This is a genomic window from Streptomyces sp. TLI_053, from assembly GCF_900105395.1.
GTDB lineage: Bacteria > Actinomycetota > Actinomycetes > Streptomycetales > Streptomycetaceae > Kitasatospora.
The window spans coordinates 2,362,024-2,385,177 of the sequence record NZ_LT629775.1 but is presented as its reverse complement, the minus strand read 5'-3'; the positions used below and the strand labels follow the sequence as shown (position 1 = coordinate 2,385,177).

At 74.1% G+C, this 23,154-nt stretch carries 24 protein-coding genes and 1 riboswitch; of the genes, 18 read left to right on the top strand and 6 right to left on the bottom strand.

The genetic code is table 11. The features are described 5' to 3' along the window. Positions 1 to 5 precede the first annotated feature (5 nt). The 4 genes from BLU95_RS45505 (at position 6) to BLU95_RS09405 (ending at position 2,804) form a co-directional block, all read left to right on the top strand. Positions 6 to 530 carry a DUF742 domain-containing protein gene (locus BLU95_RS45505; protein ID WP_093859607.1) on the top strand — a complete coding sequence of 175 codons (525 nt, stop codon included), beginning with the start codon at positions 6 to 8 and terminating at the stop codon, positions 528 to 530. Between the two features lie 97 nt (positions 531 to 627). Beyond that, the gene (locus tag BLU95_RS09410) at positions 628 to 1,176 is read left to right on the top strand and encodes a GTP-binding protein (RefSeq protein WP_231978715.1); all 549 of its coding nucleotides are present in this window, start codon (positions 628 to 630) and stop codon (positions 1,174 to 1,176) included. 286 nt (positions 1,177 to 1,462) lie between these two features. Beyond that, the gene (locus tag BLU95_RS45015) at positions 1,463 to 1,591 is read left to right on the top strand and encodes a hypothetical protein (RefSeq protein WP_286158621.1); all 129 of its coding nucleotides are present in this window, start codon (positions 1,463 to 1,465) and stop codon (positions 1,589 to 1,591) included. A 376-nt stretch (positions 1,592 to 1,967) separates the two neighbouring features. Continuing rightward, positions 1,968 to 2,804 carry a winged helix-turn-helix domain-containing protein gene (locus BLU95_RS09405; RefSeq protein WP_107452501.1) on the top strand — a complete coding sequence of 279 codons (837 nt, stop codon included), beginning with the start codon at positions 1,968 to 1,970 and terminating at the stop codon, positions 2,802 to 2,804. Between the two features lie 178 nt (positions 2,805 to 2,982). Here the strand turns inward: BLU95_RS09405 and BLU95_RS09400 are convergent, their stop codons facing one another. After that, positions 2,983 to 3,765, bottom strand: a complete 783-nt coding sequence (locus BLU95_RS09400; RefSeq protein ID WP_093859605.1) for an IclR family transcriptional regulator — start codon at positions 3,763 to 3,765, stop codon at positions 2,983 to 2,985. Positions 3,766 to 4,339: 574 nt separating this feature from the next. Between BLU95_RS09400 and BLU95_RS09395 the strand changes: the two genes are divergently transcribed. The 6 genes from BLU95_RS09395 (at position 4,340) to BLU95_RS09370 (ending at position 10,274) form a co-directional block, all read left to right on the top strand. Continuing rightward, entirely contained in the window at positions 4,340 to 5,347 is a 1,008-nt protein-coding gene (locus BLU95_RS09395; protein ID WP_093864747.1) for an ABC transporter substrate-binding protein, read from the top strand. Between the two features lie 141 nt (positions 5,348 to 5,488). Next, positions 5,489 to 6,517: an NrtA/SsuA/CpmA family ABC transporter substrate-binding protein gene (locus BLU95_RS09390; RefSeq protein WP_093859604.1), complete on the top strand. Its 1,029-nt coding sequence runs from the start codon at positions 5,489 to 5,491 to the stop codon at positions 6,515 to 6,517. Then, entirely contained in the window at positions 6,514 to 7,392 is an 879-nt protein-coding gene (locus tag BLU95_RS09385; protein WP_093859603.1) for an ABC transporter permease, read from the top strand. Before BLU95_RS09390 ends, BLU95_RS09385 begins: the two co-directional genes overlap by 4 nt. After that, on the top strand, positions 7,389 to 8,165 hold the full coding sequence (locus BLU95_RS09380) for an ABC transporter ATP-binding protein (RefSeq protein WP_093859602.1): 777 nt from the start codon (positions 7,389 to 7,391) through the stop codon (positions 8,163 to 8,165). Before BLU95_RS09385 ends, BLU95_RS09380 begins: the two co-directional genes overlap by 4 nt. Positions 8,166 to 8,249: 84 nt before the next feature. Further along, positions 8,250 to 9,194, top strand: coding sequence for an ABC transporter substrate-binding protein (locus tag BLU95_RS09375; protein ID WP_093859601.1), 945 nt, complete (start codon positions 8,250 to 8,252; stop codon positions 9,192 to 9,194). Between the two features lie 3 nt (positions 9,195 to 9,197). Next, positions 9,198 to 10,274, top strand: a complete 1,077-nt coding sequence (locus tag BLU95_RS09370) for an LLM class flavin-dependent oxidoreductase (protein ID WP_093859600.1) — start codon at positions 9,198 to 9,200, stop codon at positions 10,272 to 10,274. 234 nt (positions 10,275 to 10,508) lie between these two features. Here BLU95_RS09370 and mgrA read toward each other — a convergent pair whose 3' ends face one another. Then, positions 10,509 to 11,501 (bottom strand): L-glyceraldehyde 3-phosphate reductase, encoded by a 993-nt coding sequence (gene mgrA, locus BLU95_RS09365; protein WP_093859599.1) that lies wholly within the window; start codon positions 11,499 to 11,501, stop codon positions 10,509 to 10,511. A gap of 343 nt (positions 11,502 to 11,844) precedes the next feature. Here mgrA and BLU95_RS09360 point away from each other — a divergent pair, with 343 nt between their 5' ends. Genes BLU95_RS09360 through BLU95_RS09345 form a run of 4 tightly spaced genes read left to right on the top strand, consistent with a single transcriptional unit; the run spans position 11,845 to position 14,491 of the window. After that, the gene (locus tag BLU95_RS09360; RefSeq protein WP_093859598.1) at positions 11,845 to 12,411 is read left to right on the top strand and encodes a TetR/AcrR family transcriptional regulator; all 567 of its coding nucleotides are present in this window, start codon (positions 11,845 to 11,847) and stop codon (positions 12,409 to 12,411) included. A 39-nt stretch (positions 12,412 to 12,450) separates the two neighbouring features. Continuing rightward, the gene (locus BLU95_RS09355) at positions 12,451 to 13,044 is read left to right on the top strand and encodes a DUF4865 family protein (RefSeq protein WP_093859597.1); all 594 of its coding nucleotides are present in this window, start codon (positions 12,451 to 12,453) and stop codon (positions 13,042 to 13,044) included. 17 nt (positions 13,045 to 13,061) lie between these two features. Then, positions 13,062 to 13,574 carry a carboxymuconolactone decarboxylase family protein gene (locus BLU95_RS09350; protein ID WP_093859596.1) on the top strand — a complete coding sequence of 171 codons (513 nt, stop codon included), beginning with the start codon at positions 13,062 to 13,064 and terminating at the stop codon, positions 13,572 to 13,574. Beyond that, positions 13,571 to 14,491 (top strand): phosphotriesterase family protein, encoded by a 921-nt coding sequence (locus BLU95_RS09345; RefSeq protein ID WP_093859595.1) that lies wholly within the window; start codon positions 13,571 to 13,573, stop codon positions 14,489 to 14,491. The genes BLU95_RS09350 and BLU95_RS09345 overlap by 4 nt, the downstream gene beginning before the upstream one ends. Before the next feature lie 40 nt (positions 14,492 to 14,531). Here the strand turns inward: BLU95_RS09345 and BLU95_RS09340 are convergent, their stop codons facing one another. After that, entirely contained in the window at positions 14,532 to 15,296 is a 765-nt protein-coding gene (locus BLU95_RS09340; RefSeq protein WP_093859594.1) for an SDR family NAD(P)-dependent oxidoreductase, read from the bottom strand. Between the two features lie 137 nt (positions 15,297 to 15,433). Between BLU95_RS09340 and BLU95_RS09335 the strand changes: the two genes are divergently transcribed. Both BLU95_RS09335 and BLU95_RS09330 read left to right on the top strand, forming a co-directional pair. After that, positions 15,434 to 16,054 (top strand): TetR/AcrR family transcriptional regulator, encoded by a 621-nt coding sequence (locus tag BLU95_RS09335; RefSeq protein WP_353653548.1) that lies wholly within the window; start codon positions 15,434 to 15,436, stop codon positions 16,052 to 16,054. A gap of 252 nt (positions 16,055 to 16,306) precedes the next feature. Beyond that, positions 16,307 to 17,455, top strand: coding sequence for an alpha/beta hydrolase (locus BLU95_RS09330; RefSeq protein WP_093859592.1), 1,149 nt, complete (start codon positions 16,307 to 16,309; stop codon positions 17,453 to 17,455). Positions 17,456 to 17,519: 64 nt separating this feature from the next. Here BLU95_RS09330 and BLU95_RS09325 read toward each other — a convergent pair whose 3' ends face one another. Next, a complete protein-coding gene (locus BLU95_RS09325) occupies positions 17,520 to 17,849 on the bottom strand; it encodes a phenolic acid decarboxylase (RefSeq protein ID WP_093859591.1) in 330 nt (109 codons plus the stop codon). Positions 17,850 to 18,244: 395 nt separating this feature from the next. Beyond that, a riboswitch (cyclic di-AMP (ydaO/yuaA leader) is annotated at positions 18,245 to 18,366 on the top strand. Between the two features lie 3 nt (positions 18,367 to 18,369). Here BLU95_RS09325 and BLU95_RS43240 point away from each other — a divergent pair. Further along, a complete protein-coding gene (locus tag BLU95_RS43240; RefSeq protein WP_093859590.1) occupies positions 18,370 to 19,653 on the top strand; it encodes a glycoside hydrolase family 16 protein in 1,284 nt (427 codons plus the stop codon). Between the two features lie 27 nt (positions 19,654 to 19,680). Here the strand turns inward: BLU95_RS43240 and BLU95_RS09315 are convergent, their stop codons facing one another. After that, a complete protein-coding gene (locus BLU95_RS09315) occupies positions 19,681 to 20,301 on the bottom strand; it encodes a hypothetical protein (protein ID WP_159424832.1) in 621 nt (206 codons plus the stop codon). A gap of 189 nt (positions 20,302 to 20,490) precedes the next feature. Then, a complete protein-coding gene (locus BLU95_RS09310; protein WP_030392023.1) occupies positions 20,491 to 21,231 on the bottom strand; it encodes an IclR family transcriptional regulator in 741 nt (246 codons plus the stop codon). 266 nt (positions 21,232 to 21,497) lie between these two features. On the opposite strand from BLU95_RS09310, the gene aceB reads away from it, so the two are divergent. Further along, the gene (gene aceB / locus BLU95_RS09305; protein WP_093859588.1) at positions 21,498 to 23,147 is read left to right on the top strand and encodes a malate synthase A; all 1,650 of its coding nucleotides are present in this window, start codon (positions 21,498 to 21,500) and stop codon (positions 23,145 to 23,147) included. Positions 23,148 to 23,154 lie beyond the last annotated feature (7 nt).

Sequence of the window (23,154 nt, the reverse complement as noted above, 5' to 3'; positions counted from 1 at the left end):
GTCCGATGGCGGACGAGGAGCCGAAGGCGGTGGCGGCCGACCCGGCCGGTGGGGCCGGGGGCGAAGCCTCCGGCCGGGGTCAGGGCGGCGACGGGGACGGCGACGGCGACGGGTCGGACCTCGACCTGTTCCGGCCGCGGACCCCGGTCGACAACCGCTGGTTCGACGACGAGGCCGGCCCGGTGGTGCGCCTCTACTCGATGACCCGGGGCCGGGCCAGGCCGGTCGAGGACGGTCTGTTCGACCTGATCTCGCTGATCGTCGCCAAGGACCCGGCGCCGGTCGCCGCGGCCGTCCCCGCCCATGTGCTGGACCCCGAGCACCAGACCATCCTGGCCTGGTGCCGCCGGGAGCCGATCTCGGTGGCCGAGCTCGGCTCCTACACCGACCTGCCGGTCAGCGTCGTACGCGTCCTGCTCGGCGATCTCTACGACGCCGAACTGATCAGCGTCACCCGACCCGTTCCGCTCGCCGAGCTGCCGGACGAGCGCCTGCTGCGAGACGTGATCAATGGACTCCGTGCGCTCTGACCTCCACGCCCCTGCCGCCACCGCCCCGGGCCCCGCGTACGACGGGGGCGCCGAGCGGGCCAACGACCCGCGCTGGCGGGGCGGTCCGGCGGTCGCGGTGAAGATCCTGGTCGCCGGCGGCTTCGGCGCGGGCAAGACCACCCTGGTCGGATCGGTCAGCGAGATCCGGCCACTGCGCACGGAGGAGGAGCTCAGCGAGCTGGGCCGCCCGGTGGACGACACCGCGGGCGTCGAGGCCAAGCGCACCACCACGGTGGCGATGGACTTCGGTCGGATCGACCTGCGGCCGGGGCTCGCGCTCTACCTGTTCGGCACGCCCGGCCAGGACCGGTTCTGGTTCGTCTGGGACGAGCTGGCCCGGGGCGCGCTCGGCGCGCTGGTGCTGGCCGACACCCGGCGGCTCGCGGACTGCTTCCCCTCGGTGGACTTCTTCGAGCAGCGGCGCATCCCGTTCCTGGTCGCCGTGAACTGCTTCGAGGGCAGTGAGCTGTTCTCGCCGGAGGAGGTCAGGGACGCGCTCGACCTGGACCCGGACATCCCGGTGGTGCTGTGCGACGCCCGCCGTCGCGAGGACGGCAAGGAACTGCTGGTGGCCCTGGTCGAGCACGCGGCGGCGCGGCGGGGGACGAGCACCGGGGCACGATGAGCCGCCCCGGCCCGGTCCACCCCGCCCCGCTCCGGCACCTCTCCGGCTCGGCCCGGTCCACCGCCCCGCCCGACAGCCGGCGTCTCATCAGGGTGTTCACATGCCGGACGATCCCGGCCGAGCAGGTTGCCTCGACGGGCCCGGCGTGGAAGGCTCTGGTGACGAAGGCCGCCCGGGCCCACTGCCGGGATGCCTCGACCGTGCCACGCACCCGGTGTGCGTCCGGCACGCGTGTCGCAGCGCGGTACGGGCACGTACCGGCAGACCGAGGGGGGAGGACCGAGCCATGAACGTCGAGCAGCGATGTGCCGCGCGCCGGTCCGCCCAAGCCGATCTCGCCATGCCGGTCACCCCGGCGCTGACCGTCCGGCGGTACATCGACCACGCGCTGATCTGCAGCGCCTGTTGTCGCTGACCTCGCCAACCGTCGCCAGCCACCTCACCGTCACCGCCGTTCGCCGTCCGGGGGAGTCCCCGGCCGCAGCGCCCCTTCCGGAGTCGCCGGACGGGCCCGGCGGACACTGACGGTCCATCGCATCGTCGACCCGGCAGCACCGGACAGCAGTCCGGTGGGCCGTCGTCGGCCCTGCCCGCTTTGCGGAGAGCACCAGTGAACCTCCTCGAACCGTTCTGGCCGTCCCGCCAGCCACACCTGTTCGACCAGACGTGTCCGGGTTCGCCCAGCGCGTCCCGGCACTCCCTCCGCTGACCTCGGGTCGGTCCACGGCAGCACGCCCGGTAGACGCGCAGACGACTCCACCCCGTCCGTCACGCGCGAAATGAGCGACACCATGTCCTCCACCTCCACGGCCACTCTTCCCCTCCCCTCCGCGACCCCGCACCTGCGCGCGGTCCGTTCCGTCCCGTCCCCCGCCGAACGCCGGCACGGGGGCCCCGCGCCGCAGCGGGTCACCGCCGCGGTCCCGCCGGTCTCCCCGGTCGCGTCGGCCGTCCCGCAGATCGTTCCCGCGCTCCCGCCGCAGGCGCTGCTCGCGGCGCTGCCCGAGGGTGCGGCGGTCGTCGCGGCGCTGCCGCAGGGATCGCTGCCGCAGGCCCTGCTGGCCCAGTACGGGGCGCAGTTCGGCGCCCCGGCGGGGCAGCCGATGGTCGGCTACCTGGTGCTGGTCCCGGCCGAGGGCGGCGGCGTCGCCGTGGCACCGGGCGCCGGGCAGCAGGGTTTCCCGACCGCCACGATCCCTGCGCCGCAGGCCGGTCCGGCCGTCGCCGCCGGCGCGTCGGCCCTCGGTGCTCCGGTCCTCGGCGGGCCCGTCGCCGGCGGGACCGGTGCCACCGGCCTCGGTTCGGCCGCCGGAGCCGGCACGCGTCCGGTGCGGCCCGCCGGCCGGGGGATCACGGTCGACACCGAGCGCCGGAACGCCTATGTGGACGGTCAGTTGCTCGACCTGACCTATCTGGAGTTCGAGCTGCTCGCCCACCTGACCGAGCACCCGCAGCGGGTGCACACCCGGGACCACCTGGTGTCCGCCGTCTGGGGCTACGGCCACGTCGGCGACGGTCGCACGGTGGACGTGCACGTGGCCAGGCTGCGCCGCAAGCTCGGAGCGGCCTACCGCGACAGCATCGTGACGGTCCGTCGGGTCGGCTACAAGTACACGCCGGTGGCCTGAGTGCTCACCCCGCTTCTCGCCGCACGGCGCGCCCGTTCCGCCGCACGTCGCTCCCGCATCGCGCTCCACCGCAGGTCGCTCGACCGCACGTAGCTCCACCGCACGTCGCTCCACCGATCGGCCGGGGGCCGGGCGTTCTCACCGAACGCCCGGTCCCCTCGCCTGTTTTGACGTGCAATCAGATCCGCTGCTCCGGCGGCAGCAGCAGGACCGCGAGCGCGCCGGCGCAGGCCCGGGCGTGGCCGAGGAACCAGTCCAGCCGTTCGTCGGTGAGGTGCGCGGGCGTGGAGCGGACGGCCAGGGCGAACCTGGCCTGCCCGGCACCGTCCAGTACCGGTACCGCGATCGTGCGCACCCCGGTCTCCGACTCGCCGTCGTTGAGCGCGTGACCGGCCGCCCTGACCCTTGCCAGCTCCTCCGCCAGGCGCTCCGGCGCGGTGATGGTCCGGTCGGTGAACGGCGCCAGCGGGCCGAGCGTCGCCACGCCCGCGTCACCGGGGCGCGGCCAGGCCAGCAGCACCTTGCCGAGCGCGGTCGAGTGGAGCGGCCGGCGCAGTCCGAGCCCGGTGTCCGGCCGCACGGAGGCGCCGACCAGGATCACCGCGTGCGGACCGCTGCGGATCGCGAGATCGGCGGCGGAACCGGTGCGGCGGGACAGCAGGTCGAGCTCGGGTGCGGCCAGGTGCAGCCCGCGCTGGTGGAAGGTGAGTTGGCCGAGCTCGGCGACCGCCGGGCCGAGCCGGTAGCGGGCCGTGTGCTCGTCCTGCTCCAGGAACGCGGCGCTGACCAGGGTGCGGGCCAGCCGGTGCGCGGTGGACACGGACAGGCCCATCCGGCGGGCCAGGTCCGAGGCGCTCAGATCGGGGCCGTTGTCGTGGAAGCAGTGCAGCAGTCCGAGGGCCCGCTGAACGGCCTGGGCCCCGGCCGGCGGGCTCTGGGCGGCGGTGACGGCCTCGGCCATGGCATCTCTCGTTCTGTCCGTGGCTCCGGTCGTTCACCGGAGTCGCTCCCAGACTATGGCAGCGTGTGCTGCGGGAATGTGTCAACGGCGTTGCAAAAGGATGCCGTTCATGAACAAGCAATCCCATGATGTGGCAAACCCTTGCTCCTGGCTCGCCCGCCGTGGAACGCTCGGCGCAGCGCACCGGACAGTCCCGTCCGGAGGCGCCCGGACCGCGGGAAGGAGCAGTGCCGTGACGACCCACCGGTGCCTCTCCTCCTGCGCGTGTTGTCGCTGACGCGCCCCGGCCCGCGCCGGTCCCGCAGGACTCCCGCCCCGCCCCCGTTCCGTTCCACCGCGCCTGGTGACCCCGTACCGCGCCCGCCGCCCCGTCGTCGGCGCCGCGCCCGCACCACGCCCCCGCCGCAGAGGACCAGCCACCGTGCCCAGTTCCGCCCGCAGTTCGGCCGACGAGCCCTCGCCGGCCGCCGCTTCCCCGGCCCAGCCGGCCCCGGCCGCCGCTCTCCCGACTACCGCTTTTCCGGCCGTCGCTCTCCCGACTGCCGCCCTCCCGGCCGCAGCCGTCGCCCCCGGGGTGCCCGACACCCTCTGGTTCACCCGCTGCCCGGTGCCCACCGCGACCGGCATCGCGGCCGACCGGGGCTGGCTGGGCCGGGAGTTCGCCCCCGACGGCATCGCGGTCCGCTCGCTCCAGGACGTGCCCGCGGAGGTCGCCGCCGACCACCACTACACCCACGCCCTGACCGGGCTGTTCCGTGAGGGCGGCAATGTGCCGGCGCTCTGGGCCCGTTCGCGCGGAGAGCGGACCAGGCTGGTCGGACTCACCTGGATCGAGGAGCGCCAGGTCGTCCTGGTCCGCTCCGGCAGCGGGGTCGCCGAACCCGGACAACTGCGCGGGCTGCGGCTCGCCGTCCCACACCATGGGATCGCCATCGACTTCTGGCGCGCGATGGCGCTGGCCGGACTGCACGGAGCACTCTCGCTGGCGGGTCTCACGCCGGCGGACGCCGAACTGGTGGACGTGCCGGCCGCGCCGGGGGAGGGGCAGTGGGAGGCGGAGCTGACGGCGCTGCGGGACGGCGTGGTGGACGCGGTCTACGTGAAGGGCGCGCTCGCGGTCGAGGCGGCCCGCCGGATCGGGGCGGAGGTGGCCGTCGACCTGGACGCCGTCCCGGACCGCCGGGCGCGGGTGAACAACGGCACGCCCCGGCCGATCACCGTGCGGCAGGAACTGCTCGACGCGCACCCGGACCTGGTGGCCCGCTTCCTCGCCGTGCTGCTGGAGGCCGCCGACTGGGCCGCCGGGCAGCCGGCGGAGGTCGCCCGGATCCTGGGCGCCGAGACCGGAGCCGGGGAGGAGGGCGTCGCCGGGGCGTACGCGGAGGGCGGCCACCGCACCCTGCACCTCGATCTCTCCGAGGACCGCCTCGCCCTGCTGGAGCAGCAGGAACGCTTCCTCGACCGCCACGGATTCCTGGCCGGACCGGTCGACGTGCGGGCCTGGGCCGACCCGGAGCCGCTCCGGGCCGCCCGCGAGCTGCTCGCCGCCCGCCGCGCCGAGGGGCGGACGCACGGTGACTGACGGGTAGCGGCCGACACTTCCCGAAGGCCGTCCGTACGCCTCCGCCGCACCGCACCCCGCTGCCTCCCCCTGCACCCCGCCTCCTCCCGCACCTCTCCGCCCTCTCCCCCCCCCCGCGCCCCCGACCACAGGAGCCGACCCGTGAATCCCTCCCGCCCCGTCCTCGCCGCCACCGCCCTGCTCGCCACCGCCCTGCTGGCCGCCTGCGGCTCCTCCGCCGACGGGGGAGCGGCCGCCGCCGGAGGGGGGAAGGCCGACCGGGCCGACGCGGTGCTCCGGCTGCCCGACCCCGGGAACAACGGCTTCCTCGCCCTGGGCAAGAAGGACGGCTCGCTCGACCGCGCCCTCGCGGCCGTCCACGCCAAGGTCGCCTGGACCGGCAGCGCCGGCCCGTTCGCCCCCGCCGCCCAGGCCCTCTCCGCCGACCAGCTCGACGTCGCCCAGGGGTCGATCACCTCCGCCGTCGCCGCGCTGGCCCAGAAGCCCGGCTTCAAGCTGTTCGCCCAGACCGCCCCCGACGGCGTCGGCGAGGGCATCCTGGTGAAGAACGGCTCGCCGATCAAGAGCGTGCAGGACCTGGTCGGCCGCAAGGTCGCCGTGAGCCAGGGCGGCACCAGCGAGTACCTGCTGCTCAAGGCGCTCGAGAAGAACGGCGTCCCGGCGGACAAGGTCGAGCGGGTCTATCTGCGCGCCGACCAGACGGCGGGCGTCTTCAACTCCGGACAGGTGGACGCCTGGGCCACCTGGAACACCTTCTCCACCCCGTCGATCGCCAACTCGGGCGCGCACTTCCTGGTCAACGGCAAGGAGGTCGGCTCCGACAACTACGCCGTCTGGGCCGTCCGCAACGGCTTCGCCGACAAGCACCCCGAGGTGGTGAAGGCCTTCTACGCCTATCTGCGCGAGAACGGCCTCAAGGAGAAGGCCGACCCGGCCGCGTACCTCAACGTCTTCACCGACTCCGGGCCGACCGCCGTCACCGCCGCAGAGAAGGACGTCGCCGTCGAGGTGACCCGCCAGGGCGCCGCCGCCGACGCCATCGGCGAGGCCGACGTCGCCCGGTTCGGCACCGTCGCCGCGTTCTTCGCGGAGCAGAAGGTCACCAAGCAGCAGGTCGACGTCAAGCCCTATCTGATCGACCTCGGGGCGCTCGGCGGTGCGGCCAAGTGACCACCGCCACCCACCCGTCGGGCGACCGGGCGGCGGATCCGGAGACCGCCGCCGCCCGCGCGGCCGGACTGGTCGAACCGAGCGCCCGCCGCCGGACCTCCCGCCCCCGCGCCCTCGCCCTGACGCTGCGCGCCCTCGGCCCGCTGGCCCTCCTCGGCGGCTGGGCCCTCGCCTCCGCCACCGGCGCGCTCACCCAGGACGTGCTGGCCTCGCCCGCCCAGGTGGCCGAGGCGGTCGGCGAACTGTGGGGCAACGGCCAGCTCACCGACGCCCTCGGCGTCTCGCTCACCCGGGCCGGCCTCGGCCTGCTGATCGGCGCCGGCACCGGCCTGGTGCTCGGTGTGGTGACCGGCTTCTTCCGCCTCGGCGAGGAACTGCTCGACTCGGCGGTCCAGGTCCTGCGCACCGTTCCCTTCCTCGCCCTCGTCCCGCTGTTCATGGTCTGGTTCGGCATCACCGAGACCGCCAAGGTCGCCCTGATCGGCGTCGCCACCAGCTTCCCCATGTACGTGTCGACCTCCGGCGGGGTCCGCAACACCGACCCCAAGCTGATCGAGGCCATGCGCAGCTTCGGCCTCGGACGCTGGGCGATCGTGCGCACCGTGGTCCTGCCCGGCGCCCTGCCCGCCCTCCTCTCCGGCCTGCGGCTCTCCATGACGCTCAGCGTGATCGCCCTGATCGCCGCCGAGGAGATCAACTCCACCGAGGGCATCGGCTACTTGATGGCCCAGGCGCAGAACTACTCCCGCACCGACATCCTCGCCGTCTGCATCCTGATCTACGGGGTCCTGGGACTCGCCGCCGACGGCATCGTCCGTCTGCTGGAGCGGGTCCTGATGCCCTGGCGCAGGGCCGCCCAGGGAGGCACCCGATGACCACCACCCCCGTGCCCGCCCCTACCCCTACCCCTACCCCTACCGTTGCCGGGGCCGAGCCGGAGACCGGGGCCGGGAGCACCCCGGCCGTCCATCTGCGCGGCCTGCGCCGGGTGTTCGGCACCCGGGCCGTCCTCGACGGGGTCGACCTCTCCATCGCCCGCGGCGAGTTCGTCGCCCTGCTCGGCGCCAGCGGCACCGGCAAGACCACCCTGCTGCGCATCCTCGGCGAGCTGGACCGGGCGGACGGCGGAACGGTCCTCGTCCCGGCGGTACGGACGGTGGTCTTCCAGGAACCGCGACTGGTCCCCTCGAAGCGGGTGCTCGCCAATGTCACGGTCGGCCTGCCGCGTGGTGCCGCCACCCGGGAGACCGGGCTGAGGGCGCTCGCCGAGGTCGGCCTCGAGCGCCACGCCGACGCCTGGCCGGCCACCCTCTCCGGCGGCGAGGCACAGCGCGCGGCGCTCGCCCGGGCCCTGGTCCGCGCGCCCCAACTGCTACTGCTGGACGAACCGTTCGCCGCCCTGGACGCGCTCACCCGGCTGCGCATGCAGGACCTGGTGGGCGATCTGGTCCGCCGCCACCGGCCGGCCGTGCTGCTGGTCACCCATGACGTGGACGAGGCGGTGCGGCTCGCCGACCGGGTCGCCGTGCTCCGGGACGGCAAGCTGGTGCGCGACCAGCGGGTGGGCGTCGCCCGTCCGCGAGACCCGGCCGATCCCGCCTTCGCCGAGCTGCGGCGCCGGTTGCTCGCCGACCTCGGCGTCCACTGACACCGCCCGCCCTCCTCGCACGCCCCGCCCGAACCGCCCCTGCCCGACCCCCCTCGCCCCGCCCGCACCACAGGAGTTGATCCCATGGCCATCACCCTCGGCGTCCACGCCAGCAACCCGTCCCTCTACTACCTCTCCCGACTCGACTACCTGGACGAGGAGTTGGCACCGTTCGGGGAGACCGGAGAGTTCCACCACTACACCGACGGGACGCGCACCGGCGAGCTGCTGGCCGAGGGCGTGATCGACTTCGGCGGTACGGGCTCCACCCCGCCGGTGACCGCCCAGGCCGCCGGCCACGACCTGGTCTACGCGGCGGTGTCGGCGCCCCGGCCCGACCACGGCGCGCTGCTGGTGAGCGCCGACGGGCCGGTGGCGTCGGTCGCGGACCTGAAGGGCGGCACCGTCGTCCTGGCCATCGGCTCCTGGCAGACCCACTTGCTCGCCAAGGCCCTGCACGCGGAGGGCCTGTCCTACGCGACCGATGTCACGGCCGTCCGCCCGGCGGCGGGGCAGGACCCGGCGCGGCTGCTGCGCGAGGGCGCGATCGCCGGCTGGATCGCCCAGGGCGCCGAACTGGCGGCCGCCCGCCGCGACGGCGGCTTCCGCGAGCTGGTCCGCACCGGCGACGTCATCACCGACCGCTCGGTGTTCTTCACCCGGCGCGGCTTCGCCGCCGACCGGCCCGGGGTGGTCGCGGCGATCGTCACCGCCCTGGCCCGGGCGGACGCCTGGGTGGCCGCCCATCTGCCGGAGGCGGCCGCGATCGCCGCGGCGGAGCTCGGCGGCGGCGCCGAGGACTGGCGGACCGCCCTGGCCGGGCTGCCGTGGCGGCTGGAGCCGGCGACCGCCGGGTTCGTCGCCGAGCAGCAGGAGGCGGCCGACATCTTCCACCGGGTCGGTTTCGTCGAGCGCCGGGTGGTCGTCGCCGACGCCCACCTGCCCGCGCTGGAGGCCCCGGTGGCCGCGGCTGCGGCTGCGGCTGTGGCCGGGGCCGACAGGGCCGCCGCCGACATCCGGGCGGTCTGACCGATGGCCTCCGAATTCCTCTGGTACATCATCCCGCGCGAGGGCCACTACCCCTGGGAGCCGTCCGGACGCCGCCCGGTCGACCTCCGCTACCTCCAGCAACTCGCGGGAAGCGTGGAGCGGTTGGGCTACACCGGCGCACTGCTGGCGACCGACCTGCACGACGTGTGGGACCTCGGCAACGCGCTCGCCGCCGCCACCACCCCGGCGTTCAAGCCGCTGCTCGCCGTCCACCCGGGGCTGATCTCGCCCACCCTGCTGGCGAAGATGGCGCTCAGCTTCGACCATCTGCACGGCGGCCGGCTGCGGTTCAACGTGGTCAACGGCTCCACCGAGCAGCTGCGCGAGTACGGCCTGCACGTCGAGCACGACGACCGCTACCGCCTCAGCGCCGAGTACTGGTCGATCGTCAAGCGACTCACCTCGGGCGAGGTCTTCGACCACAAGGGGGAGTTCTACGACCTCCGGAACGCCGGGGCGAGCCTGCGCGAACTCACCCCGGTCCAGCCGGGCGGCATCCCGCTCTGGTTCGGCGGCAGTTCGGCGGCCGGGATCGAGATGGCCGCCCAGCACGTGGACGTCTACCTCACCTGGGGCGAACCGCCGCAGCAGCTCAAGGAGAAGCTCGACCTGGTCCGGGAGCGCGCCGCCGCGCACGGACGCACCCTGCGGATCGGGCTGCGGCTGCACCTGATCGTCCGCGACACCGAGGACGAGGCCTGGGCCGCCGCCGACCGGCTCCTCGACGTGACCAGCGAGGCCACCTACGCCCGCCAACTGGGCGGGGCGCGCGGCGAGGGCGGCGTCGGCTGGCAGCGGCAGTTCCGGCAGCACGGCGGCAAGGTGCCGGCCCGGGCCCGCGAGCTGGAGGTCCACCCCAACCTGTGGCCCGGCATGAGCCTGTTCCGCCCCGGTCCCGGCACCGCCGTGGTCGGATCGACGGCCCAGGTGGTCGAGCGGCTCCAGGAGTTCGAGTCGCTCGGGGTGGACACCTTCATCCTCTCCGGCAATCCGCTGCTGGAGGAGGCCCACCGGGTCGCCGAGACGGTGCTACCGGCGCTGGGCGTCCGGCGCGGGTAGGGCACCCGGGAGCAGCGGGAACGGCAGCGGCGAGGTCAGCGCCAGCTGCCGGGCGAAGCGGGCGACGGCCCGGAGGAGGTACATCCGCACGACGGGCTCCCGAGATCTCGAAGGACGCGTACGGACGGTCCCGTACCCGCGGTCCAACGAGCGCGGTGCCCCGCCGGTCACGCATCGACCGGCGGGGCACCGCGCGTTCCGTCCCGGGGGCGCGCCGGCGGCCCGGCGCGCGCCTCAGCGGCTGAGCGCGTCGATCTCCGCGAGCTCCTCGTCCGTCAGCGGACCGCCCGCCAGCGCGTCGAGGTTCTGGTCCAGCTGCCGCACGCTGCTGGCTCCGATGATCACCGACACCACCCGCTCGTCCCGCAGGACCCAGCTCAGTGCCAGCTGCGCCAGGGTCTGCCCGCGCCGCTCGGCCACCTTGTTCAGCGCCCGCAGCTGCTCCAGCTTCGCCCCGGTGAGCGCCTCCTCGCGGAGGAACTTGCCGACCGACATCCGCGACCCGCTCGGCACCTCGCCGGTGAGGTAGCGGTCCGTCAGCAGGCCCTGGGCGAGCGGCGAGAAGGCGATCAGGCTGGTTCCGGTGTCGCCGACGGCGTCCAGCACGCCCTCGTCCTCGACGTAGCGGTTGAGGATCGAGTAGGAGCACTGGTTCATCAGCACCGGCGTGCCCAGCTCGCGCAGGATCGCCACGGCCTCCCGGTGCTGCTCCGCCGGGTAGTTGGAGATGCCCGCGTACAGCGCCTTCCCGGCCCGGACGGCGGAGTCCAGCGCGCCCATGGTCTCCTCGAGCGGGGTGTTCGCGTCGTAGCGGTGCGAGTAGAACACGTCCACGTAGTCCAGGCCCGTGCGGCCCAGCGACTGGTCCAGGCTGGCCAGCAGGTACTTGCGGCTGCCGCCGTCGCCGTACGGGCCGGGCCACATGTCGTAGCCGGCCTTGGAGGCGATGAACAGCTCGTCCCGGTACGGGCGGAAGTCCTGCGCGAACAGGTGGCCGAAGTTGCGCTCGGCACTGCCGTACGGCGGACCGTAGTTGTTGGCCAGGTCGAAGTGGGTGACGCCCCGGTCGAAGGCCCGGCGCAGCACCGCTCGCTGGACGTCCAGCGGCTGGGAGTCGCCGAAGTTGTGCCACAGGCCGAGCGAGACGGCCGGGAGCAGCACGCCGCTGCGGCCGGCCCGGCGGTAGGTCATCGAGGCATAGCGGTCTTCCGCGGCGAGGTAGCTCATGCCGGACATCCTGCCAGCTCGGGGCGGGCCGGGCGGTGGTGATTCCGCGGCGCGGGCGCTGTCGTCGCTCCGCCTCCGGGTGCCGGTGACGCACAGTGATCGATGTCGGCGGGGGAGGTGACGCGCGCCACGGCCCGCGGGCGAGTGCCGCGCGGTTTTCCTGGGGACGACGATCACACGGGGCCGTGGGCCGCCGGGGGGCGGCCCACGGTTGTTGGTCGCGGACCCGACGGGGTCGGGCGCCGGGCATCGCGGCGTTGGGGGCGAGACCCGGCGGGCAGGTGCCGGGATTCTGTACCTACTGGTATGTACAGACGCTGTACCAGTAGGTACAGTGGCAGCCATGAACACCCAGGACCGCCTCGTCGAAACCACTCAGGAACTCCTCTGGGAGCGCGGCTACGTCGGCACCAGCCCCAAGGCCATCCAGCAGCGGGCAGGCGTCGGCCAGGGCAGCATGTACCACCACTTCGACGGCAAGTCCGACCTCGCCGCCGCGGCCCTGCGCCGCAGTGCCGAGCAGATGCGGGCCGTCGCTGAGGCCGACCTCGCCGGCCCCGGGACCGCCTACGAGCGGGTCGCCGCCTATCTGGGGCGCGAGCGCGACGCCCTGCGCGGATGCCGGATCGGCCGGATGGCCCAGGATCCGGACGTGGTCGCCGACCCCCGGCTGCGCGCGCCGGTCGAGGAGACCTTCGACTGGCTGCGCGGGCGGCTCGCCGCCGTGATCGCCGAAGGGCAGGCGAACGGCGAACTGCGGCCCGGGGCCGAGCCCGCCGACCTCGCCGCCGCCGTGGTCGCCGTGGTGCAGGGCGGCTACGTGCTCGCCCGTGCCGCCGACAGCGCCGAACCGTTCGAGCGGGCCGCCCGCGGCGCCCTCGCCCTTTTCGCCGCCCACCGCCGCGACTGAGCGGCGGCACCTCCCCCGCCTCCCCACCCGGAGTCCGCCGTGCACGCGATGCAGTACGAGATCACCCTGCCCGCCGACCACGACATGCGTTCCGTCCACCGGCGGATCGCCACCAAGGGTCCACTGCTGGACAGTTGGCCCGGCCTCGGCCTGAAGGCCTACCTGGTGCGCGAACGCGGTCTGGACGGTTCGCCGGTCAACCAGTACGCGCCGTTCTACCTCTGGCGCACCACCGAGGGCATGAACGCCTTCCTGCTCGGCGCCGGATTCCGCACCCTCTGCGCGGACTTCGGCCGTCCCGCCGTCCGGCACTGGACCGGCGCCGGCCTCCGGCGGGGCCCGGGAGCCGTCGACGGTCCGGCCGCGCCCGGCCCCCTGGCCGCCACCAGGCTGACGGAACGCCTGCCGGAGGGCGCGGACCCGGCGGACGCCGTCGAGCGGGCGCTGGCCGAGCTGCCCGACCACCCCGAGCTGCACACCGCCGCCGTCGCGCTCGACCCGTCCCGCTGGGAGCTGCTGCGGATCGCCCTCTGGCGCGCCGGTGCCCCGGCCGGGGCGCCCGGTACCCGGTACCGCGTGCACCACCTCTCCAGCCCCGAACTCGACCGGCTGCCCGCCGGCCGCCACTGGTGAAAGGACCGTCCCGCCCCATGAATCCGGCAGTCACCACCCCGACCCCGCCCGCCGACCGGACCCTCGACGCGGGCCTGGTGCCCGCCCCGTTCGACCGGGCCGCCGGCTACGCCCTGCTCGCCGAACTGGCGGGCGGGCGGACCCTCTCCGGCACGCTGGGTCCGCTCGACGGGCTCGCGCCGGGCTTCGCGGACTGGATCGTCACCGCGCTCTTCGGCGGCACCTACCAGCGGCCCGGACTCGCCCTGCGGGACCGCCAGGTGGCCAACCTGGCGGCGCTCACCGCCCTCGGCGGGGTGGAGCCGCAACTCGCCGACCACGTGCGCAACAGCCTGCGGATCGGCCTGACCAGGACGGAGGTCACCGAGGTCCTGGTCCACCTCGCGCCCTACGTCGGCGTGCCGAAGGCCCTGGCCGGACTGCGCGTCGCCGCCGCCGTCTTCACCGAGGCCGAGGCCGAGACGGAAGCGGAAGCGGAAGCGGCCGCCGCCGCCGCAGAGGCGCCCGGGCCCGCGGGGGCGGCGGAGTGAACGCGCCCGGCGTCCGGGTCCGCACCGTCCTCGGCGACCTCGATCCGGCCGAACTCGGCGTCTGCGACGCCCACGACCACCTCTTCCTGCGCAGCCCCAGGCTGCCGGGGGAGGAACTGGACGATCCCGCCGCCGCCGAGGAGGTGCTGCGGGGCTTCGCGGCCGCCGGCGGCCGGGCGTTCGTCCAGTGGACGCCGGCCGGGATGGGGCGGCGGGCCGACGCACTGCCCGGGCTGTCCCGGGCGACCGGGGTCCACCTGGTCGCGGCCACCGGGCTGCACCAGGCGGTGCACTACGACCCGGCGGAACTCGAGCGGCGGTACGAGGGGCTGGCGGACTTCTTCATCGCCGAGCTGACCACCGGGCTGCGGGGTGCTCCCGAGGGTGTCCGCGCCGGACTGGTCAAGGTGGCGGGCGACTACCACGGCCTCGGCCCGCACTCCCGGCGGGTGATGGCGGCGGCCGCCGAGGCGCACCACGCCACCGGCGCGCCGATCGCGGTGCACCACGAACTCGGCACCGCCGCAGCCGAGGTGCTCGATCTGCTCTGCGAACGCCACGGTGTGCCACCCGAGCGGGTGGTCCTCGGACACCTCAACCGGTTCCCGGACCTCCGGCTGCACCGCGAACTGGCCGCCCGTGGCGCCTTCGTGGCCCTGGACGGCCCCTCGCGGGCCAACCACGCGACCGACCACCACCTGTTCGACACGGTGGCGGCCCTGGTCGAGGCCGGGTACGGCGACCAGGTGCTGCTCGGCGGCGACACCACCACCCGTACCGCCCGTTCCTCCCCCGGGCCGACGCACCTGCTCACCGCCCTGGCGCCCCGGCTGGCCCGGGCGTTCGGTCCCGAGGTCCCGCACGGCATCCTCACCGCCAACCCGGCCCGGGCGTTCGCGGCGGGGTGGCGGGGCTGACCCCTGCCACCCCACCGCGAACGCCCGGAGCCCGACGGCGTCACATGTGGGTGCCGCCGTCGATCCGCAGCTCGGTCCCGGTGACGAACGCGCCGTCGTCCGAGGCGAGCATGGCGATCACACCGGCGACGGTCTCCGGCCCGGCGAAGCCCTGCCCGAGCGCGGGCGAGAGCTTGGCGAGCAGGCCGAGGTCCGCGTCCGCCGGCAGGCCCGGGTTGTTGGTCATGCCGCTGTCGATGCTGCCCGGCGCGACGCACACCGCGCGCAGCCCCTGCTTCGCGTACTCGGCGGCGATCGCGTGGGTGAACGACTGGATGCCGCCCTTGGTCGCGGCGTAGGCGGCCATGTAGGGGTGGGCGAAGGCGGCGGAGGTGGAGCTGAAGTTCACCACCACGCCCTTGCCGCCCGCGAGCAGCGCGGGCAGCGCCTCCCGGGTCATCAGGAAGGTGCCGGTCAGGTTGACCGCCACGATCCTGTTCCAGAGGTCCAGACCGGTCTCGTGGGTGTGGGCGGAGCGCAGGATGCCGGCCGCGTTGACCAGCACGTCCAGGCCGCCGAGCGCGGCGACCGCCCCGGCCACGACGGTCCGTACGGCGGCCTCGTCCGACACGTCCAGCACCGCCGTGCTGAGGCGGTCGGCCGTGCCGTCGGCGGTGGCGCGGTCCAGGGTGGACTTCAGGCCGTCCTCGTCGACGTCGACGGCGACGACCCGGCCGCCCTCGGCGAGGATCCGGTGCACGGTGGCCCGGCCGATGCCCGAGCCGCCGCCGGTGATCAGGACGTTCCGTCCGTCGAAGCGCTCCATGGTGGTTCTCCGTTCCGTTCGTGGTCTCTCGACCTCGCCGACACGGTACGCCTAAATGGCATGTCGTGCCAAAAAGTCTCGACATGCCGAATCGACGTGGGATGTCACCGATCCCTTCGTCCGCGTACGCTGTGCCCGTGACCGGACGTCCGACCCTGAACCAGCGCCGCCGCGAGAGCACCCGGCTGGAGATCGCCCAGGCCGCGGCCGAGCTGTTCGCCGCCCGCGGGGCCGAGGCGACCACCGCCGAGGAGATCGCCACCGCCTCCGGCATCTCGCTGCGCACCTTCTACCGCTACTTCTCGGAGAAGGAGGACGCAGTCGCCCCGCTGCTCGCGGCCGGCGGCGAACGCTGGGTGCGGCTGTTCACGGAGAGCGCCTCCGACCTGCCGGTCCGCGAGGCGCTGGAGCGTTCGGCGGCGGAGTCCCTGAGCCCGTCCGACGCGCCCGCCGTCGAGGCGCTGCGCTGGACCCGCGACCTGCTGCGCGACCCCCGGCTGGCCACGGTCTGGCAGCGGGTGCACGCCGACTCCGAGGAGCGGCTGCGGGCCGCGATCGCCGACCGCTGCCCGCCCGGCACCGACGTGCTGGAGATCCGGCTCGCCGCAGCCGCCGCCACCGCCGCGATCCGGGTCGCGCTGGAGCAGTGGGCGCGCTCCGGCGCCCCGGCCACCGGCCCCGGTTCACCGCGCGAGCTCGGCGCCCGCTGCATGCGCGAACTCACCGCGGGCCTCGACCTGTGGACCCGCGTCAACTGAGGTGGCCTCCGTCACCCCCCGTCGCGGCGGTCGCGGCAGGGGCCGGAAGCACACCCCCGCGGCCTGCCTCTCCTCCTCAAGGCCGATGGCGTCACCGCTGGTCGGCGGGGGTGGCGGCGGCTGCCGAGCGGCTAGGCTGGGTGGCCGCGCCTCGGCGACGGTGCCCCGCTGCGGACGGGGGAACCGGGGCGGCCCTCCCGGGTGTCCTTCCCCCGGGGGCGGGGGAGTACGAGGCGTGGGAGCGAACACGACATGGGTCTGACGAGCCACAAGGTGCTGGCACTGACCGTTCTGGTCGCCGTCGCGGCGATGGTCGGGACGGTCTGGCTGTGGCCGAGACTGTCGAAGAAGAGCTGGAAGGCCGTGCTCGGCCGGATCGGCGCCCTGCTCGCCACCCAGCTGGCGGTGCTCGCCGCGCTCGGCCTGGTCGCCAACAACTACTTCGCGTTCTACAGCAGCTGGGACGACCTGCTGGGCACCGGGGACAGCGGGCCGGTCGTCATCCACAACAAGGTGGACGCCTCCGGCCGGCTGCGCGTCGAGACCATCGGCCACGCCGAGGTGCAGGGCGGCGGCGCGCTCGGCCGCGACCGCGACAAGTCCGGCGAGATCCGCGAGGTCCGCATCGACGGCGCCACCACCCGGCTCTCCACCGAGGGCTACGTCTACCTGCCGCCGCAGTACTTCCAGCCCGAGTACGAGCAGAAGCAGTTCCCGGTCCTGGTCGTCAGCACCGGCTTCCCCGGCATCGCCAAGAACCTCGTCACCCGCCTCAACTACCCGGGCGCGGCGCTGAAGCTGCTGCAGGAGGGGCGGATGCAGCCGACCGTGCTGGTGCTGGTGCGCCCCTCGCCCGCGCTGCCGCAGGACACCGAGTGCGAGGACGTCCCCAACGGCGCGCAGACCGACGCCTACTTCGCCAAGGACGTGCCCTCGGCGATCCAGGCCACCTACCGGGTCTCCGCCGATCCGAGGGCCTGGGCGTTCATGGGCAACTCCACCGGCGGCTACTGCGCGCTCAAGCTGGCGATGCGCCACCCCGACGTCTACCCGACCGCCGTCTCGCTCTCCGGCTACTACCAGGCGGCCGACGACCCGAGCACCGGCGACCTCTACAACGGCAGCGAACAGCGCCGCAACGAGGCCGACCTGATGTGGCGTCTCAAGAACCTGCCGCAGCCCGCGATCTCCGTGCTGCTGGCCGGCACCCGGGAGGGCGACGGCAACTACCGGCGCGAGACCGAGGCGTTCGTGGCCGCCACCCGCAGCCCGATGAAGGTCTCCTACAGCATGCTGGAGACCGGCGGCCACAACTTCGAGACCTGGAGCAAGCTGCTCCCGTCCTCACTGGAGTGGATCTCCCAGCGCCTGACCGTCCCGGCCGCGAGCCCGTCGGCCTGACCGACGCGGCGGCGGGGCCGTCGGCCCGACCGGCACGGCCGGGTGTCCGCGCGGGCGCAGGCGCTCAGACCACCTGCTCCAGGGTGCCGGTGTGCAGCTCGCCGACCCGGCCGCCCTCGCCCTCGTACGTCCAGAACGCGCGGACCGTCATCCGGGCCAGATCCATCACGTGGCTCACGGTGATGCCGCTCACCTCGGTCCAGCTGACGAAGTAGACCTGCGGGCCGACCTCGGCGACGTGCAGGGAGACGTCCTCCCACTGGCCCGCCGATTCGCCGAGGCCCTCCCAGCGCAGCCGCTTGCCGTCGGCCGAGTAGGCGTTGCGGAAGGCCGCGCCGTTGTCGACCCGGAACAGGAAGGTACGGCCGGCGAAGGCGGGCAGGGACGCGGTCATGGTGGGGCGGGTCTCCTCGTCTCTGGACGTGCTGTCGTGGTGCTCGCTGCGCCCCGGACGGTTCCGGACGCGGATGGATCTCCAACCTATCCGACCACCCCGCCTCCGTGGCGCACTTTCCCCGTCGGACCCGCCACCACGGCCACCCGGAATCGCCACCACGGCCACCCGGAATCGCCACCACGGCCACCCGGAACCACCGTCCGGGGGCCCGGCGCGGCGGTGTGAGCTGCGCGACAACCACCCCCGGAATGTTGTCCGTGCGCGGACGGCCTGCCTAGCCTGCAGGAGCTTCCGCCGCAGCGGAGCCCCGCCGTCGGGACGCCGAGTCCCGTCCACCCGCCGGCCGGCAGTCGAGCACCACAGCGGACGGGAGCGGGGGACCCAGGTCAGTGCCCGGCCGCGCGCCGATCGTGCGTGTGCGTCGAGGCTAGGGGTGAAGCCGCTCTCCGGACGGCCGGGCAACCTCAGCGCCCGAACCCGACAGCTCACCTCGTAGGCGTCGCAGAGGACCACTGCCATGCCCACTGCCTCCCCGCAGCCCCCTCGGCCTGCCCGGAACCCGGGCCTCCTCGCCCGCCGTCCGGCCGCCCGCCACGCCCGTCCCTCCCACCGGGGCCGCACCGCGGCCCTCGCCGCCACCGGGGCGCTCGCCGTCACCGGTGCCGGACTGCTCGGCCTCCCCGCCGTGACCGGCGCCCAGGCCGCCGCCCTGCCGACCGTCACCCAGGACAAGCTGGTCCCGGCCACGATGGTCGCCGGCAAGGCGACGGCCGCCTCGCTCACGCTGCACTCCTCGTCCTGCTTCACCGCGAAGACCGTCGGCGTCGGCGTGCGCGACGCGGCCGGGCGCAACCTCGACTTCCCCGGCAACCGGAGCAACGTCCAGGTCTGTCCCGCCGGTCTGTCGATCACCACCGGTACCCGGACGCTGGCGGCCGGCACCTACACCCAGTTCGGCTTCTGGCAGGACAGCACCGGTGCCTGGCACAACCTGCCCTCCCGCCAGCTCGTCGTCTCGGCCGGCACCCCGACGCCGACCCCGACGCCGACCCCCACTCCGACCCCCACCCCGACCCCGACGCCCACCACCCCCGGCACGGGCGCCCCGGTCGCGGGCAAGAAGCTGACCTGGTCCGACGACTTCGACAGCCTCGCCCTCGGCTCCCGCTGGACCGCCGACCGGAGCAGCTCCTACCACTACGGCGACCACAACCCGAACGACAACAAGCTCGACTGGCTGAACAAGAACAACGTCGCCGTCTCCGGCGGCGTCGCCACCTTCACCGCCAGGCCGGGCAGCCACACGCTGGAGAACGGCAAGCAGGCCTGGGACACCGGGCTGCTCACCACCGAGTACTCCGGCGAGGGCTTCAAGGTGAAGACCGGGGACTACATCGAGACCCGGGTCAAGCTCCCGGCCGGCACCGGTGCCTGGCCGGCGCTGTGGACGTGGAACAGCACCAGCGGCACCCACGGGGAGATCGACTCCTTCGAGTACCACAGCGACAACCCGAACCTGCTGGAGCTGACCAACCACATCAACCCGGGCCACCTGTACTACACCGACGCCAAGGCGATCGCCAAGGACGGCTGGGTCACCATCGGCACCCACTACGGCGCCGCCTCGGTCGACTGGTACGTCAACGGCACCAAGGTGTTCTCCGACGGCAAGGGCGTCGGCGCCGGCTGGACGGCGTACCCGATCCTCAACCTGTCCCTGAGCGCGGGGAACTACCACCCCGCGCCCTCGGGCACCACGCCGATCACCTTCGCGGCGGACTACGTCCGGGTGTACCGGTAACAACGCCCACCGCTCCGGGGCCGACGGTCAGGCGATCGGCCTCGGAGCGGTGGTCTCGACGACGTCGATCGTGAACGGCTGCCGGTTGTTCGCCTCGTTCCGGTCGTCGTCGCCGCGCACCGCGACGTAGCCGCCCGCCAGCTCGCCGAGCGGGACGTCGGCGGAGAGCCGGAGCGGGATCAGCGCCGTCGCGCTGCGGAACTTCGGCAGTCCGGCCGGGAAGGTGCAGCGCACCCGGTGGCCGTTCTGGAACTCGTAGCAGTTCTCCGGGAAGAACGGCCCCTCGGCCGTGACCCCCTCGGGCAGGGTGACCACCACGGTGAACGGCGAGGCGGTCCGGTCCGGGCCGAGGTTGCCGACGAAGGCGTGCAGGGTGGTGGTGCCGCCGGGCGCGGCCGGGTCCGGGTCGATCCGGACGACGTAGAGGTCGGAGTCCGAGCGCTTGGCCGCGGCCGGGTCGGCGTTGGCGCCCGGCTCCGCGGCGCCGGGGTCACCGGCCCCCGGCGCCGGGGCGCTCGTCCCGGGCGCGGGCGCCTTGTCGTCCGGCGGACAGACCGCGCCGGCCTGTCCGGCGGCCAGCACCGCCACCGTGCACCCCGTCGCCAACGACCTGCCGAGAAGCCTTCGAACGGAACCGCTGCGGGTCATCGCCGCTCACCCTGCCCTTCGTGTCCGGCGGGCCCGCGCCGTCGCGGGCCGCGTCCGGACCAGCGTCGCCGACCGGTCCGCCGAGGCCGGACGACCCGCTCCCGGACGGCTCGAAGGGGCCCTCGAACGGGTGAACCTCCGGGCGTGTCGCCATGCCGACGGACCGTCGGGGACCCGGCGCCGGGCTTGTCAGGGAGCCAGCACCTGGCCCAGCCGGGCCGCGATCCCGTGCATCACCGGCACCAGCGACGCCGCGCCGGCCTGCTCCTCCAGCGCCCTGATCCGGGCCTCCGGGCCGGAGACGGACAGCGCCGTCGGCGTCGGCGCGCCGGGGACGGCCAGGGCGATGCAGCGCACGCCGATCTCCTGCTCCTGGTCGTCGACCACGTAGCCGCGCTCGCGCGCCTCGGCGAGCTGCGCCATCAGCTCCTGCGGGTCGGTGACGGTGTGCGGGGTGTGCGCGGGCAGCGGGTTGGGGCCGAGGACGGCGCGCGCCTCCTCGTCGGGCAGCTGCGCCAGCAGCGCCTTGCCGACGCCGGTGCAGTGCGGCTGCACCCGGCGGCCGACCTCGGTGAACATCCGCATCGAGCGCCGCGACTGCACCTGCCCGACGTAGACCACCTCGCCGCCCTCCAGGACCGCCAGGTTGGCGGTCTCGCCGGTGGCCTCCATGAGTTCGGCCAGGTAGGGGCGGGCCCAGCTGCCGAGCAGCCGTCCGGCGGTCTCGCCGAGCCGGATCAGCCGCGGGCCGAGGGTGTAGCGGCGCGCGGTGTCCTGGCGGACATAGCCCTGCTGCACGAGGGTACGAACCAGGCGATGGATGGTCGGCATCGGCAGCCCGGAGGAGGTGGAGAGCTCGCTGAGCGTCGCCACGCCACCGGAGTCGGCGAGCGCCTCCAGCAGCTGGAAGGCCCGTTCGACGGACTGCACTCCGCCGCCGGTGCGCTCCTGTCCCGTCGGGGCGGCCGCTTTCGGGGCGCCGCCCCCGCCGCCCCCGCCGCTCGCGGTGCTCCCGCCGCCTTCGGTGTCTTCGGTGCTCTCACTGCTCTCGGAGGTAGGGGCCACCGGCGTTCCCTTCGCGGTCGGAGGAGGAGTACAGTCCCAGCGATCATCTCAACAAACCGTTGAAATTCTGTATCGCGGAAACTAGTCTCCACCTTACAGAATCAAGCCCTCCACTTAGGAGTGTCCTGCTCATGGCTGCAGATCAGGGACCCGGAGCTTCCCCCACCGCTCCGGTCGTCACGGTCGCGGGTCCGCGCGTCCACCGGGCCGAGGAGGTGCTCACTCCGGAGGCGGTCGCCTTCGTCGTCGGCCTGCACCGCTCCTTCGAGGGCCGGCGCCGCGAGTTGCTCGCCCGCCGCCGGGAGCGCCGTGCCGCGATCGCCCGCACCGGCACCCTGGACTTCCTGCCCGACACGGCCGGGGTCCGCGCCGCCGACTGGCGGGTCGCCGAGGCGCCGAAGGCGCTCCAGGACCGCCGGGTCGAGATCACCGGCCCCACCGACCGCAAGATGGTGATCAACGCGCTCAACTCCGGCGCGAAGGTCTGGCTCGCCGACTTCGAGGACGCCACCTCCCCGACCTGGGAGAACGTGGTGAGCGGTCAGATCAACCTGATCGACGCCTTCGAGGGCCGGATCGACTTCAGCAGCTCCGCCGGCAAGGCCTACACGCTCCGCCCGGCCGCCGAACTCGCGACCGTGGTGGTCCGCCCCCGCGGCTGGCACCTCGACGAGAACCACCTGCTGGTCGACGGCGAGCCGGTGGCCGGCGCGTTCCTCGACTTCGGTCTCTACTTCTTCCACAATGCCGCCCGGCTGCTCGCCCGCGGCGCGGACGACCCGAACTCCGGGCCGTACTTCTACCTGCCGAAGACCGAGAGCCACCTGGAAGCCCGGCTCTGGAACGACGTGTTCACCCACGCCCAGGCCGAGTTGGGCATCCCGCACGGCACGGTCCGCGCCACCGTGCTGATCGAGACCATCACCGCCGCATTCGAGATGGACGAGATCCTCTACGAGCTGCGGGACCACGCCGCCGGCCTCAACGCCGGCCGCTGGGACTACCTGTTCTCCATCGTCAAGAACTTCCGCGACGCCGGCGAGCACTACGTCCTGCCCGACCGCAACACCGTCACCATGGCCTCGCCGTTCATGGCCGCCTACACCCGGCTGCTGGTGCGGACCTGCCACCGGCGCGGCGCGCACGCGATCGGCGGCATGGCCGCGTTCATCCCCAGCCGCCGGGACCCCGAGGTCAACGCGGCCGCGCTGGAGAAGGTCAAGGCCGACAAGGACCGCGAGGCCGGCAGCGGCTTCGACGGCTCCTGGGTCGCGCACCCGGACCTCGTCCCGGTCGCCCGCGCCTCCTTCGACGCCGTGCTCGGCGAGCGCCCGCACCAGAAGGACGACCCCGGTCCGGCCGAGCCCGTCACCGCCGACCAGCTGCTCGACATCGCGGGCGCCGGCGGCAGCTGCACCCGGAACGGGCTGCACAACGCCGTCCAGGTCGGCATCCGCTACATCGAGGCCTGGCTGCGCGGCCTCGGCGCGGTCGCCATCTTCAACATGATGGAGGACGCCGCCACCGCCGAGATCTCCCGCTCGCAGATCTGGCAGTGGATCCACAACGACGTCGTGCTCGCCGACACCGGGGAGAAGGCCACCGCCGACCTGGTCCGCCGGCTGGTCGCCGAGGAACTGACCGCGCTGCGGGCCGAGGTCGGCGACGAGGTCTATGCCGCCGGGCGCTGGCGCGAGGCCGCCCAGCTCTTCGAACAGGTCGCGCTGGCCGAGGAGTTCGCGGACTTCCTGACCCTGCCCGCGCTGCCCCTGCTCGGCTGAGGGTCCT